At 61.7% G+C, this 13,842-nt stretch carries 10 protein-coding genes; 8 read left to right on the top strand and 2 right to left on the bottom strand.

Annotated elements, in window-relative coordinates; all coding sequences use genetic code 11:
- The first annotated feature begins 90 nt into the window (after window positions 1-90).
- Window positions 91-906, top strand: coding sequence for an AraC family transcriptional regulator (locus tag V3H56_RS11550; protein ID WP_338474647.1), 816 nt, complete (start codon window positions 91-93; stop codon window positions 904-906).
- Here V3H56_RS11550 and V3H56_RS11545 read toward each other — a convergent pair.
- A complete protein-coding gene (locus V3H56_RS11545) occupies window positions 883-2,337 on the bottom strand; it encodes an amidase (protein WP_338474646.1) in 1,455 nt (484 codons plus the stop codon). The two genes, V3H56_RS11550 and V3H56_RS11545, sit on opposite strands and share 24 nt — an antisense overlap.
- Window positions 2,338-2,443: 106 nt before the next feature.
- Between V3H56_RS11545 and V3H56_RS11540 the strand changes: the two genes are divergently transcribed.
- The gene (locus V3H56_RS11540; RefSeq protein ID WP_123578057.1) at window positions 2,444-3,016 is read left to right on the top strand and encodes a TetR/AcrR family transcriptional regulator; all 573 of its coding nucleotides are present in this window, start codon (window positions 2,444-2,446) and stop codon (window positions 3,014-3,016) included.
- A gap of 4 nt (window positions 3,017-3,020) precedes the next feature.
- Here the strand turns inward: V3H56_RS11540 and V3H56_RS11535 are convergent, their stop codons facing one another.
- Window positions 3,021-3,617 carry a TetR/AcrR family transcriptional regulator gene (locus V3H56_RS11535; protein WP_047735477.1) on the bottom strand — a complete coding sequence of 199 codons (597 nt, stop codon included), beginning with the start codon at window positions 3,615-3,617 and terminating at the stop codon, window positions 3,021-3,023.
- Window positions 3,618-4,109: 492 nt separating this feature from the next.
- Here V3H56_RS11535 and V3H56_RS11530 point away from each other — a divergent pair, with 492 nt between their 5' ends.
- From V3H56_RS11530 to V3H56_RS11505, 6 genes are all read left to right on the top strand, one after another.
- Window positions 4,110-5,123, top strand: a complete 1,014-nt coding sequence (locus V3H56_RS11530; RefSeq protein WP_338474645.1) for an SDR family oxidoreductase — start codon at window positions 4,110-4,112, stop codon at window positions 5,121-5,123.
- Between the two features lie 80 nt (window positions 5,124-5,203).
- The gene (locus V3H56_RS11525; protein WP_338474644.1) at window positions 5,204-6,724 is read left to right on the top strand and encodes a class I adenylate-forming enzyme family protein; all 1,521 of its coding nucleotides are present in this window, start codon (window positions 5,204-5,206) and stop codon (window positions 6,722-6,724) included.
- Window positions 6,714-7,325 carry an HAD-IB family hydrolase gene (locus V3H56_RS11520; RefSeq protein ID WP_042728637.1) on the top strand — a complete coding sequence of 204 codons (612 nt, stop codon included), beginning with the start codon at window positions 6,714-6,716 and terminating at the stop codon, window positions 7,323-7,325. Before V3H56_RS11525 ends, V3H56_RS11520 begins: the two co-directional genes overlap by 11 nt.
- A gap of 3 nt (window positions 7,326-7,328) precedes the next feature.
- Window positions 7,329-9,092 carry an FAD-dependent monooxygenase gene (locus tag V3H56_RS11515; protein WP_047735483.1) on the top strand — a complete coding sequence of 588 codons (1,764 nt, stop codon included), beginning with the start codon at window positions 7,329-7,331 and terminating at the stop codon, window positions 9,090-9,092.
- Window positions 9,093-9,213: 121 nt separating this feature from the next.
- A complete protein-coding gene (locus V3H56_RS11510) occupies window positions 9,214-10,293 on the top strand; it encodes an acyl carrier protein (RefSeq protein ID WP_047735485.1) in 1,080 nt (359 codons plus the stop codon).
- A 78-nt stretch (window positions 10,294-10,371) separates the two neighbouring features.
- A complete protein-coding gene (locus V3H56_RS11505; RefSeq protein ID WP_047735487.1) occupies window positions 10,372-13,788 on the top strand; it encodes a beta-ketoacyl synthase N-terminal-like domain-containing protein in 3,417 nt (1,138 codons plus the stop codon).
- Window positions 13,789-13,842: the final 54 nt, after the last annotated feature.

The raw sequence follows: 13,842 nt of genomic DNA, 5'->3' as shown, positions 1-13,842 counted from the left end.
TCACCTCCAGGTTTTGCCCAGTCTAGTCATGGGCGCCACCGGCGGGCTTCCAGAAAACTGACCTGACTTTCAGCCCTTTTCTTCACTACTATGTCGCTCATGCACCGCCGCAATCGCCTGCCGCCGCCCCAACCCGAACCGATCAGGCGTATCGAGGCAGGCCCCTGGGCGATTGAATTGCTGCCGGGCTGCGCCTACGCGACCCGCTATGTCGCAACCCAAGCCTCGATCGGCTTCGCCTTCGACAGCCAGTGCGGCCTGCACGCCATCGGCAGCGACCGGGTGCATCCGTTCGAGGCCATGCCCAACGGCCTGGCCTTCGTCCCAGTGGGGTGTGATGTGTTCTCCGAATCGCCCCAGGGCGGTGAATACCTGCGGATCCTGCGCACCGACGGCGTTGCGCTGGAGGGTGAGCGGGCCTTCAACAATCGCATCGACTCGCCGGCCATTGCCCTCGCCCACCGCATGCGCAACGCGCTGTTGCAGGCTTCGGCGCAGGATGACTGGGAATCCTGGGCGTTGGGGTTGGCTGAACGGGTGACGGGCCACGAACGGTTGCCGGCGCCCCCTCCCGGCTCGATCACCGGCCGACGCATGCGCCTGCTCGACGAGTTCATTGACGCAGGTCTCGCCGGCCCGCTCGGCGTACCGGCGATGGCAGCGCTGCTGGGGTTGTCCGAAGGCTATTTCATCCGGGCATTCAAGCTCGCGACGGGAAAAAGCCCCCACAGCTACCTGATCGACCGACGCCTGGCCAAGGCCCGGACCTTGATGAGCGACACAAGCGCCAGGCTGACCGAGATCGCCCTCGCCTGCGGCTTCAATTCCCAGGCGCACATGACGACGCTCTTCAGGCAGCGCCTGGGCGTCAGCCCGGCACAGCTACGCGGGCACCCCAGAAGTTGACGAGGCAACCCAGGCCCCGGGTGTGCGACCCGCCCAGGGCAACGCTCGTTCCAACTGCGCTGCCAGGCGCAGCAACGGGGCCTCACGACCGAACCCCGCGCTAAACTGCAAGCCGATCGGCAGGCCGCTGTGCCGATCGACCGCCAGCGGCATGGACATTGAGGGCGAACCGGTCACATTCGCCAAGGCGGTAAAGGGCGAATGGCTGAAGACTCGATCCATCCAGCCCCGCCCGTCCAGCAGCGCCTGGCCTTCGTTGTAGCGACCTATCAACGGGGGCAGCGCTGGTAGGGTCGGGTTCAGCAGGATGTCGTACTGGCTAAAGAAGTGCCCCATGCGACGGGTCACGAGGTTGCGCAAGTGCATGGCCTCGATCAGATCCAGGGCGGTGAGTTGGCTGCCCAGCCGGTGCAACGCCAGCGTGGCCGGCTCCAGTGTGCTGGCATCGACCGGACGCCCGGTGGCCGCCGCGAGGGCGTTGACCCAGGCGGCGGTATTGGCGGACCAGAAGCGCGCGTTCAGTTCCACGAACCCTTCCCAACCCAGGCCGATGTCGACATCGACTTCCTCGACACGGTGCCCCATGCCCTCCAGTTGCACCGCCACCTCCCGCGTGGCCTGGGCGACCGGCTCGACGCAACGGGTTCCGTTGAGTGGGTGCAGCAACAAGCCGATGCGCAGCGCCCCCGGTTCGCGCGTCGTTTGTGAAAGCCAGGAATGCGCTGGCCGAGCGATCTCGAACGGATCCCCCACGGCCGCCCCTTCCATGGCATCCAGCAAGGCGGCGCTGTCGCGCACGGTTCGACTGACAACACCATGGACGGCAAGCCCGGCCCATACCTCGTCCACTGCCGGGCCCATGGAGATTCGGCCTCGGCTGGGCTTGAGTCCGAACAACCCGGTGGCGGCGGCCGGAACGCGAATCGAGCCACCGCCATCGGTGGCATGGGCAGCGGGCACCATGCCGGCGGCAACGGCAGCAGCTGAACCTCCACTGGAGCCTCCGGCGCTGCGGCTCAAATCCCAAGGGTTGCGGGTTGGGCCCGAATACGCGGCTTCGGTGGTGGTGCTGGCCGCCAACTCCGGCGTGCTGGTGCGGCCCAGGGTCACCAGGCCGGCCTGGCGCAGGCGAATCATCAGGTTGGAGTCTTCAGCGGCGACGCATCCGGCGGCCAGGCGACTGCCCAACTCGTTCAGGCGACCCTGGGCGGTCAGGCCCAAGTCCTTTACCAAGAACGGCACGCCCTTGAACGGGCCTACGGTGGCCAGGGGTTCATCCTTCCACACCTCGACCACCGCGTTGATCCTGGGGTTGAGCTGTTCGATGGCGCCCAATGCCGCCTCTCTTACCTCGGCCTGGGTGACTTGGCCGTTGGCAATCAGATCGGCCAGGCCAAGGGCGTCATATCCTGCATATTCAGAGGGTTTCATCACATTCTTCCTGGTAAAGACGCTATGATTTGTACTTACCAGTATCGAGCGATACTGTTCGGTATAGTTAGATACCAAACAGTATCGCTGTCAAGCGGAGAACGCCATGCGCCCCGAACGAGTTCCACAACTAGCGCCCCGGGAACGGATCCTGGATGCCGCCGAAGCTCTGTTCTTCACCGAAGGGATCAGTCGGGTAACGGTGGATGCCATCGCGGCCAAGGCCAAATCGACCAAGATGACGGTCTACCGGCATTTCGAGTCGAAAGACGCGCTGGTGCTGGCGTGGATTCGCTTGCTCGTCGACCAGTACGCCGAGGTCTTCGAAGGGTTGGCGGCGCGGCACGCCGACGATCCCAAGGGGCAGATCCTCGGTTTCGCCGAATTCATCGCGCAGGATCTGTCCACGGCGTCTTACCGGGGCTGCCCCTTCACCCACTCGCTGGCGGAGCTCCCGGACCCGCAAAACCCTGCCCGCCAGCTCATCGAGGCGCACAAGAAGCGCCAGTTCCAGCGCCTGGTCGCCCTGTGTGAAGAAGCCGGTCTAGCTGAACCGAATGAAACGGCCATGGCGCTCACCTACCTGATGGAGGGCGCGCAAGTTGTCTCGCAGAACAAAAGTGTCGAGCAGGTCGGTGAAAACCTGATCCGGATGATCCGGAAGATACTCGGCGAATGAGCGCCTAGAGCGGTTCGGCTGTTTGAATCAGCGAATTCAACACCAACTTGATTTCCGCTGCCGGATCTTTATGCCCTTGCAATATCAAACCTTCCGACAAGGCAGTGAAGGTCTTTGCAAGCGTGGCATTTTCCATCGGCGGTTTCTTGCCCGCATGATTGAAGATGATGGTAATCAGCTTGCCCAAGGCAATGCTGTTTTCTTCATGCAGGTCATTGTAGAGCGGTGAAAACTCGGCATCGCGCAGTGCAATCAATTGCAACTCGACGTCGAGGATCGCGCAATTGGCGTTATCTTTCAGGGTGTCGATGTAGGCATTCAGGCCCTGCGTCAACTGCTCGGACGAATAGCCGGCCGCCAGGGTCGAGCCCAACCGATCGATTTCCACCCGCTTGAACCGCTGCGCCAATTGCAACAACAGGTCGGCCTTACTTGAAAAGTTGGAGAAAAATGCCCCTTTCGAATAACCAGCCTCCTCGGAAATGGTGTTCACGCTGGCCGCGTGAAAACCTTTCTTGATCATCAGATCAATGGCCGTATCGAATAATCTGTCTCTGGTTACTTGCTGGCTTTCCTCTCGACCTAGTCTCTTTTTAATCACGCCCTCGGCTCCTTTAGCCAACGAAAATATCTATTTGTAACTGAATGCAAGCATTGGCTCCTGCCGGCAAAAAAACCCGTGACGGCCATCATATCTTATACACGCTCGTATTAATCACCCGCATCTAAACTTTTAAGCAGGTGCCATGTAATCGCCATGTATTGGGGCAGCCGAAGACGAATGCAAGATGAGTCGCCGGCAGCGACTTACTGTGCCATTAGAACAGCGTCGCCTGGCCTCGACGCCCATTGGAGAATGCCCCGCGATCACGTGCGGCCACCGATGGAACCCTGGGTAAAGCCCGGTTTTTCTCAGGCCCGCGGGCGCTTTTGCGGTGGACCACAAAAGCTTCACATAAATACCGCTTGATTTTCAGATACCGAATGGTTTTTACTTGCGCCGTTGGTGAAGCCCAACGCCTGGTTCGCGCATCGCGTCAGCGACAGCGATCCCGATGCATCGCCAGGGTCACCCCAAAGGAGCTGGATTTTAATGGAATATGCCTTCGTTACAGGCGCTACGGGCCTGCTTGGGAACAACGTCGTCCATGCGCTGCTACAGCGCAAAATCAAGGTGAAAGCGCTGGTTCGCTCCCTTGAAAAGGGGCGCAAGCAGTTCGGCGACCTGCCCGTTGAACTGGTGGAAGGCGACATGCTCGATGTCGACGCTTTCAGCCATGCCCTGCAAGGTTGCGACGCCCTGTTCCATACGGCCGCCTATTTCCGCGACAGCTACAAAGGCGGAAAGCACTGGCAAAAACTCTACGACACCAACGTCACCGGCACCGAACGTCTGCTGCAAGTCGCTTATGACGCCGGCATCCGTCGTGCCGTGCACACCTCTTCCATTGCCGTGCTCAAGGGCAACCGGGATCAAGTCATCGACGAAACCATGTCTCGCAGTGAGCAGGAAGCGGACGATTACTACTTGAGCAAGATATTGTCCGAGCAGAAGGTCCAAGCGTTTCTAGTGCAGCACCCCGACATGTTCATCGCCATGGTATTGCCGGGCTGGATGTTTGGTCCCGGTGATATTGGCCCGACCTCCTCGGGACAGTTCCTGCTCGATTTTGTAGGACAAAAACTCCCTGGTGTTCTTCCTGGAAGTTTTTCCGTGGTCGACGCCCGTGACGTGGCTGAGCATCAGATCGCAGCCATCACCCGCGGTCGTTCCGGCGAACGTTATCTGGCCGCCGGCAACCACATGGACATGAAAAGTATTTTCCAGGCGCTCGCCAGTGTCAGTGGAATCAAGGCACCGGAACGCAAAGTGCCTTTGCTCATGTTGCGCATCATCGCCCTGGTCTACGAAGGTTATTACCGTCTTACCAAGAAACCGGTGTTGATCAGCACTTCCACGGTCAAACTCATGGAACAAGAGCAAGGCCGCACACACTTCAGCCATCAAAAGAGTTCAAGGGAGCTGGACTGCAAGTTCCGCCCTGTCAGTGAAACCCTGACCGATACGCTGAACTGGTATCGAAACAATAACTACCTAGATGCTTGATTGACATAAAACAACTATAGCCTGCCTCTGTAGCACTTTTCAGACACGCCATACATCCAAGGATTGAAAGAGGTTGGTATATGAAAAGCCTTTCCAGTAAAGAAGGTTTTCTGCATCGTTTTGTCGGTTTTTCGGAATCTTTCCCCGATCAGATAGCCATCAAGTATCTGGACGCGGAAGAACAGACCGTCACTTACCGTCAATTGCGAAACATGGCACAGGGCTGTAATGGTGTGCTTAAAGCGCTCGATGTTGTCCCCGGCGATAACGTTGCGTTAGTGCTGCCCAATAGCGTGGCGTTCATCGCTTATTACCTGGCGATCATCGGTCGCGGCGCGGTGCCGGTCATCCTCAACCACAAGCTGACGCCGTTCGAGATGTCCAACGTCATCGGCCTGGCCGGGCCCACGCTGGTGGTCACGACTGCCGCGCTGGCGGTGCAGCACAGCGAGCTGTTCCACCCGGACTCCGGCATCCGCCATACCTTGGTGCTGGAGGTGGGGGACGAGCCGGCGGCGGCGCTGCCAGCCCATGCGACTGCCGTCGCGCAGGTGCCGCACGAGGCCGAACCCCTGATGTTGCCCGAGGACAACCCGGTGGTCTCGGTGCAGTTCACTTATCGGGGCCTGGGCAAGCCCCTGGCCGTGGCCCACCGCTATCTCGACCTGACGCAATCGAGCGACGGGCTGCACGAGCAGTTCCATCTGCAAGGCGTCGGGTCGGTCCATCTGGTGACGCTGCCGCTCTACGCCATCTTCGGGTTGTCCGTGATGATGGTGTTTCCGTTGAGCATCGGCGCCACCCTGCTGATGACCAACACGCTGCTTAACCGCGACCTGGCTGAAGTCCTGTCCGAACATCAGGTCAGCTTCGCCTGCCTGGTGCCCGACGTCATCCGCTACTTCAACACGCGCCTGGCCAAGCGCAAGGGCGCGCTGTTGCCGATGCACCCGAAATTGATGGTCTATTCCGGCGGCAGCCACCTGCCGGCCGACGAAGCCGAGAAGCTGGGCAAGTTGCTCGGCTGCAACGCAGTGCTGCAAGGCTATGGCTTGACCGAAAGCATGCCGGTGATCGTCCAGAGCTCGATTGGCCAGGTCCACCGCGGTGCCATGGGACGCGCGATCAGCGGTGTGGACCTGCGAGTCGTCGACGCCGAGGGCCGTGACGTTGCCCGCGGACGCATCGGGGAACTGCTGATCCGCGGTTCGATGGTGATCGACGGTTACCTGGATGCCGATGACGCCAACGCCCGGTTCTGGCGTGATGGCTGGTTCCACACCGGAGACCTGGTGTGGCAGGACGAAGACGGCCATGTGTTCTTCTATTGCCAGCGCCTGCGGATCTCGAAGATCAAGGCGCAAATGGTCGACCTGACGGAAATCGAATCCATCGCCCTGAAACACCCTGGCGTAACGCGCGCCAAGGCCTACATCGTCCCGGACAACAAGGAAGTGAACGTCTTGCATCTGTGCGTGGAAGGCAGTGCCGACCTGACCCAGAACGCGATCGCCACCCCGCTTTCGCGCTACCTGTCGGGCTTCAAGCTGCCCAGGACCATCGAAATCATCGCGCTCAAGGAAGTGGCTCATGCAAGCTGATAACACCCAACCGGTACTGGCCGTCTTCGATTTCGACGGCACGTTGACCGACCGGCACACGTTCTGGCGCTACATGCGCTACATCGCCGGCACCCGGTCGTTCTGGCTCAGGATCATTCCCCTGTTGCCGAAAATGCTCAGCGTGGTCGTCGGGATCACCCCATTGATGCAAGCCCGGCTGGCCTTCATCGCCTGTTATCTGGGCGGCCTGTCCGTGGACGATGAGCGCGAGCACGCCAAGTACTTCATCACCGAACTGTTGCCACTGTGGCTGCGGCCCGAGGCCCTGCGCCGGTTGCAATGGCATCAGTCCATGGGCCACGTCACCGCGCTGGTCAGTAACTCGCCCGAGAATTACCTGATCCCCTGGGGCCAGGCGGTGGGTTTCGACTACGTCTGCGGCACTCGCCTGGCCACAGCGAAAAACAAACTGACGGGCGGCATTTGCGGCACCAATTGCGTTGAGAGAGAGAAAGTCACACGGCTCAAGGGCTGCTTGAGCAACCTCGATGACTTCTACATTTATGCCTACGGCGACTCATCTGGCGACGATGCCCTGCTCGGCATCGCTCACTCTCCCTTCTACAGAAATTGGTACTGACCGATGAACACTCTGAGCACGTTGGCCCCCACGTATTTCAAGCGCCCTGGCAGCGCCCCCACCGTCATGATCGTAGGCGCCGGCCCGATTGGCCTGTCCCTGGCGATCATGCTGAAAAAGTGGGGGGTTGGCTTTCGCATCATCGAAAAGAACGCCGGCCCTTCCACCGCGACCAAGGCCATGGCGATCCATTCGCGCACCCTGGAAATCTTCCGCGACCTGGGCATCGCCGATCAAGCCGTCAGGGATGGGTTCACCATCAACCAGTTTTCGGTGCAGTCGAACGCCAAGCGGGTGTTGAACTACAACTTCTCCTACCTGGATGCGACGTACCCGTTGCTGCTGAGCCTACCGCAGCCGCAGACCGAGAAACTGCTGCTGGAGCGGCTCAATGAACTGGGCGCGCAGGTCGAGTGGAACACCGAGCTGGTGGACCTGCAAAACCAGCCCGACGCCGTGAACATGACCCTGCGGCACGCCGACGGCCACGAAGAAACGCTGACCACCCGCTGGGTGGCCGCCTGCGACGGCGCGCGCAGCAACATCCGCAAACGCCTGGACATGACGTTCGAAGGTTCGTCCTACGACCGCTTCTTCATGCTGGCCGACGCCGACATCGAGTGGTCCGGCAGCAAGGACGAAGGCGCCTTCTTCCTCGGCGCGCAGGACGGCTACGTGGCGGTCGCGCCGATCAGTGCCCAGTCTCGCTATCGCCTGTTCATCGAGATGCCCTACAACCTGCCGCCGGAAGGCGAGCGCCCTTCCCTGAGCCTGGAAAACTTCCAGCGGTTGTGCGAAGGACGCGGGCAGAAGATGACGCTGTCCAACATCTCGTCGACCACTATCGCCTCGTTCCAGCATCGCCGCGTGCAGACCATGCAGCAGGGTTCGGTATTCCTGGTGGGCGACTCCGCGCACATCGGCAGCCCGATCGGCGGGCAATGGATGAACCTGGGGGTTTCCGAGGCCTATAACCTGGCGTGGAAAATGGCCTACGTCGACCAGGGGCTGGCGGAGCCCACCCTGCTCGACAGCTACAACGACGAGCGCTACCCGGTCGCCCTCGAAGTCGAGAACACCGCCCACCGCCTGACCGGCCTGATCACCGTCCGCCAACGCGCGCTGGTCTGGCTGCGGGACAATGTCCTGCCGCTGTTGAGCAACCGCAAGAAGGTCCAGCGCAAGCTGCCGTCGATGATTTCCGGTCACCAATACCACTACGCTAAAAGCGATTACATCCAGGAGTCGCTGACGAAGAAACAGCGCAAGAACTGGTACCGCAAAGGCCAGAAGCCCGAGTTCCAGAGCGCGGCGCCGCGCGCGGGGCAATTGGCGCCGGATGTCGAGCTGTGGCAACTGCAAGGGCTGCCGGCAAAACGCTTGATCGACCTGTTCCACGGCACTTTCACGCTGCTGGTGTTCACCGGGGCCGATCAGTTTTCACCGCTGCTGCCGGGCTATTACACCCTGGCCCAGACCGTGGAAAAAGACTACCCGGGCATCAAGGCCTATTGCGTGATCGACGCCCTCAGCAGCGCCGGATTGCCCGCCTGGCATTCGACGTTGCTCGACCCTGACTGGCGGCTGCACAAGCGCTACCACGCCAGCGAGGGCACGCTGATGCTGATTCGTCCTGATGGCTACATTGCCTTCCAGGGCGCCGACGCCATGACCCTGGTGGCGTATCTGAACCTGAGGTCCGGGTTACTCAAGGGTGCCACAAGAACAACACCGTCCGAGGTTGACGCAGTAGAACTCCAACTTTAAGTCGCCCTGTCGACTACTGCCCGTTTGATGGGTGGATTCACCCAAGGCCCGGCCCTGGGCCATGACTTTTTGATTTTTCTTATTGACAGAAACGTCTACCGACTTCGGTTAGGAGAACCTCATGCGCTTGCAACTTAACGATGTTGTGCAGGAATTCATCGTGTCCAATGGAAAAATAGCCCACAGCTATTTTTCCCTTTCGGAAAAGATCATCGATTCACTGTGCGAATCCAATGTCGCCAAGGAATCGATCCTGATGCGCCTGCTGGAGCAGGCCGAGTCCGTCACCGCGCATTACTTCAGCGCGCACAAGCAAGTCATCGAAGGGGTCTATGCCCAAGGCATCGACGCCCCGGTGAACAAGCCGGTTGCGGTGCTCGAAACGGTCCACGCCACGGCGCCGATCCTGGCCGCGGCACCCGTCGTCGAAGCACCTGCGGCACTCGACTACGCCCAATGGCTGCGCGCCGAGATTGCCTCGGCCACCGGCTTCAAGCAGGAGCAGATCGACTTCGATCAAAGTTTCGAGAGCCTGGGCATCGACTCCCTGGGGCTGGTGGACATCTTCGAATCCCTCGCCCAGCACTTCCCGGAAAAGCAGGCGCAAACCTCGCAGTTGTTCGATGCGCCCACCCCGACGGCCCTGCTGGCTCGCCTTGAAGCCGACCCACAAGCGCCCGCGGTGGATGTGCAAGCCTGGGTACTGGCGCAACTGGCGACCATCACCGGTTTTTCGGCCGAGCAGATCGACCTGAACCAAAGCTACGAAGGCCTGGGCCTCGACTCGCTGGTGCAACTGGACTTCCTCGAATCCGTGGTCGCCACGTGGCCACAGCTCAAGGCCAACAGCTCCGAGTTGGCCAACGCCAAGTACCCGCAGGCGACCATCGCCCTGATCGATGCCGCCCTTGCCGGCCCAGGGCCCGAGGCCTGTGAACCCGCCCCGGCGGCGGTCACGGCCGAGACGCCGGCGCCGGCCCACAACCTGCTGCTCGACACACTGTCGCCGCTGGTCGCGGACACGGCGCAGTCGATCGATGTCCAGACACCGTTCGCCCAATTGGGCCTCAATGGCTTCAGCCGCGAAACGCTCTGCCAATCCATGGCCCAACACTGCTCGGCCAGTGAGTTTGCCGGCGAAGCGCTGATGTCCCGTCGCACGCCCCAGGACGCCCTGTCACTGCTGGCAAGGCTGGGCTGAAACACGCTGCGCAATACAGGAATGGAATCCGGGTGATCGAGCCGATCACCCAGCATTTTGGCGATCAGGAGACAAGGTATGAGTGGCGCAGTGACCACAGCAGGCGATTTCTGCTTCAGTGCGATGGCCGGTGAATTTCCTGGGGCGTCGTCCATCGACGCGCTCTGGCACCTGCTGTCCCAGGGGCAGATAGCGCCCATCGAATCGATGCCGGCCCGTTGGGAACTGGACAAGGCGTCGATCTATTCGGCAAAACCGGGGGAACGCAATCGCGTCTACCTGGACAGCGCCTTTTGCCTGACCGATGCCCCCGAAACCCCTTCGCGACATGAAGGGCGACAAGTCGCTATCGGCCAGAAAGTCCTCCAGACACTGCTCGGCCAACTCGCCGCTCAAGGTTCGGCCCTGACCTGCGAGCGCACGGCCCTGGTGGTGGCGACGTCTTGGAGCGACGAGAGCTTCTTCGTCAGCGGCATAGCCGCCAAAGCCGCTGCAGAGCAAGGCTATACGCCGGGCGAACAGGTGGCGGAACTCGCCGCGGCGGTTGGCCTGGGCGGCCCGGCGCTGTCAGTCGACACCGCTTGCAGTTCGTTTCCCTACGCCATCGACATGGCCCAGGCGCTGGTCAACAGTGGACAGGCCGACAACGCCATCGTCATGGCACTCAACACGGTATTGCCGCCGGCATTGTTCCTCGGCTTCTCTCAACTGACGGCCTTCTCTGCCCGCGCCCAAATGGAAGCCTTCGGCCAGGATGCCGACGGCATCGTGCCGGGCGAGTGCGCGGTAGCCTTTCTGGTCGAGCCCGTCGCCCAGGCCTTGCTTGCCCAGCGCCAACCGTTGGGGGTCCTGCGGGCCCTGGGATTGTCCGCCGACGGCGCCGAAGGCTCAGTGTTCGCGCCCGGAAAACAGGCGCAGTTCACCGCTTACCAGCGCGCCTACGCGGACCTCGACCCGAGCGACGTCGACTACATCGAAACCCACGGCACCGGCACCCCGCTGGGTGATGCCACCGAGCTGGCTTCGCTGAACAGTTTCTTCGCAGGCCACCGCCCCGACGACCGGAAAATCACCATCGGCTCGATCAAGTCGGTCATTGGCCACCCGCTGGCGGCCGCCGGGGGTCCTTCGCTGGCCAAGGCCTTGATGATCCTGCGCCACAAAGGCATTCCTCCCCAACCTGGCTACCGCCCCAGTGCCAAGGTCGACGAGACGTGCCTGCGGCTTGCCACCGGGCAGGTGCAGCCGCTGGCGGAGCGCTCCTCGGCGATCCGCGTCGGCATTTCCAGCTTCGGCTTTGGCGGGGCCAACGCTCACCTGGTGGTGGATGAGTACGTGCCCGGCCACGCGCTCGCCGCCCCTCGGGTTGCTCCCGGCGTGCTGATGCTGGACCTTGCGATTGTCGAAGCCGAAGCCGCGCTGGGCAGCCACAGTTCCTTGCACGCCTTCCAGCAACAGTTCGACCAGCCGGCGGCCCCTTCGGTGGTGTTCCCCTACGGGCGTTTCGTGGATTACACCGTGACGCCCGAGCAACCGTTGCTGCAGGGAAAATTCCTTGCCCAAGACCAGCTCATCGACATCGACGGTTTCGGCATGGGCCCCAAGCCATTGGCCCATGTCGATCCGTTCAAGTTGTTGATCACCGACCGCGTCAATCACCTGCTGCGCCGCCTGCCGGGTGTCGCCGGCTCGCCCGACACGGCGATGGTCATGTGCTGCAACATGGGCGGCGAGCGTTTCAGCAACGCGTACAGCAGCGCCCATCATTTCTACGGCCATGCCGAAGGGACGCCACCGGGTGTTGAGGTCACGGACGTGGCAACCATGCTGCCGAACATGCTGTCCGGGTACCCGGCGCAGATCTTTGACTTCAGGGGTTTCCATCAGACCCTGGTGGGCACCACGGGCCTGTTCTGGCAAACCCTGCTGGCTTCCCCGCAATGGTTCAACGACGGCATCACCACGCTGCTGCTCGGGGCCGGACGCTTTATCAGCGGCGAGATCGAGGTTGAACGGGCCCAGCGCTCCCCGGTCTTGCAAGGTGAAGGGCTGGGTGTATTTGCCCTGCGCCGTCATCAGGCAGACGCCCGCGAAAAACCCTTGCTGGTGATTCGCGCGGCCGTGCTGGCCCACGCTGCCCGTTCGCTGGACGAAGCCTGCCGCCTGGCCGGCAAGCCGCGCGATCAATACCCCCATGTCGAGGTCTGCGAGCTGCAACCTGATCCAGCGCCTGCACAGGATTCGCTGCGGGACATGACCGGTTTCCTGGCTGAAGCCACGGGTATCGAAACCCTGTTGGCGGTGATGTTGCGCAAGGCGAGCCACACCGTGATCGAGGTGCGCGACGCCGGCAAGACAGTGATGTGGTTGTTCACCGAAAAACTTCGCGAATGGCACCAGGGCGCAGACGCCACGACCGCCCCCATCAAATTGCCGTTCATGCTGCGGTTCGCCCATTCAGCGTCCCACGAACTGCAGCAACTCATCCCACCCGTGCGGCCGGTCAACCTGGTGCGCGAGCCGCAGCACGACGGTGTCGATGTGTTGCAGCTCAGCGACATGCTCACCAGCACGCTGCTGACCGGGCTACGGGTCCGGGTCCGCGCCATGGAAGGCCTCTTCGCCCTGCACCGGGGGGCTGACGCCCAGCGTCCGGCGCTGCGGCCGCGTCGCGAGGAAAATATCGTGATCGCCGACGTCCGGCGAGGTCCGCATGCCTTGCAGGCGCAGCTGGTGGTCAACGAGGCCCACCCTTACTTCTTCGATCACCCGCTGGACCACGTCCCCGGCATCCTGTTGATCGAAGGCGTGCTGCAATTGCTCGAACTCGCCACGCCGCCGGGTGGCCGCGCCGCCTACATCAAACGCCTGAGCATCAAGTTCCAGCAGTACGTGCAAAAAGAAACGCCGATTCAATTGCACCTGGAACAGGGCCAGGATGCGCAGGCGTTCACCGCCAAAGTCATGCAGGGCGGCCAGTTGATGTGCACCTGCGTGCTCGAAATGGCCCACAGCTCGGCGTTCGAGACCTCGCCGGCCGTGGCGTTCACCGCCGCGCCCTGCCGCGACAAGGCGCTGCTGCACAAGGCTCGCGCAGAAAACGTCATCGTCAGTGAGATGAGCGGGATCGCCCAGGGCTTGAGCGTGGACACGGTGGAACTACCGGACCGGCACTTCTTCCATGAGGGCGATCCGCACCACCATTCGATGGTGTATTTCCTCGAAGTGGCCCGCCAGTGCTACATGCAGATTGCCCACAGTCACCTGCATATCCCGCTCAAGACCCCCATGAACCTGCTGGCCTTGAGCTTCACCCTGGAGCGGCCCATTGCGCGCAACAGTCCGCTGTCGCTGGCGCCACAACCCGGGTTCGATGCGCAGTTGCGGTCGTTCAAGACCAACCGCATCTACATCGACCTGTTCAACCGTGGCGAAAAAATCGGTCAGGCCAGCATCACCGCCCAGGTGCTGAGCCAGTCCGCGCCCGCCGCCTGAGAATGTTGAATGACCGCTTCCCTGAACCTCATCGAGCCCCCAACCAAGGTGACG

This window comes from Pseudomonas sp. MS646 (assembly GCF_036693845.1).
GTDB lineage: Bacteria > Pseudomonadota > Gammaproteobacteria > Pseudomonadales > Pseudomonadaceae > Aquipseudomonas > Aquipseudomonas chlororaphis_E.
The sequence above is the reverse complement of the archived record's forward strand: the minus strand, read 5'-3'. Positions and strand labels throughout refer to the sequence as shown.

What these genes read in the sequence shown, in the direction of transcription:
- V3H56_RS11550 (WP_338474647.1), top strand. Translation starts at nt 91, where the DNA reads ATGTCGCTCATGCACCGCCGCAATCGCCTGCCGCCGCCCCAACCCGAA.
- V3H56_RS11545 (WP_338474646.1), bottom strand. Translation starts at nt 2,337, where the DNA reads ATGAAACCCTCTGAATATGCAGGATATGACGCCCTTGGCCTGGCCGAT.
- V3H56_RS11540 (WP_123578057.1), top strand. Translation starts at nt 2,444, where the DNA reads ATGCGCCCCGAACGAGTTCCACAACTAGCGCCCCGGGAACGGATCCTG.
- V3H56_RS11530 (WP_338474645.1), top strand. Translation starts at nt 4,110, where the DNA reads ATGGAATATGCCTTCGTTACAGGCGCTACGGGCCTGCTTGGGAACAAC.
- V3H56_RS11525 (WP_338474644.1), top strand. Translation starts at nt 5,204, where the DNA reads ATGAAAAGCCTTTCCAGTAAAGAAGGTTTTCTGCATCGTTTTGTCGGT.
- V3H56_RS11520 (WP_042728637.1), top strand. Translation starts at nt 6,714, where the DNA reads ATGCAAGCTGATAACACCCAACCGGTACTGGCCGTCTTCGATTTCGAC.
- V3H56_RS11515 (WP_047735483.1), top strand. Translation starts at nt 7,329, where the DNA reads ATGAACACTCTGAGCACGTTGGCCCCCACGTATTTCAAGCGCCCTGGC.
- V3H56_RS11510 (WP_047735485.1), top strand. Translation starts at nt 9,214, where the DNA reads ATGCGCTTGCAACTTAACGATGTTGTGCAGGAATTCATCGTGTCCAAT.
- V3H56_RS11505 (WP_047735487.1), top strand. Translation starts at nt 10,372, where the DNA reads ATGAGTGGCGCAGTGACCACAGCAGGCGATTTCTGCTTCAGTGCGATG.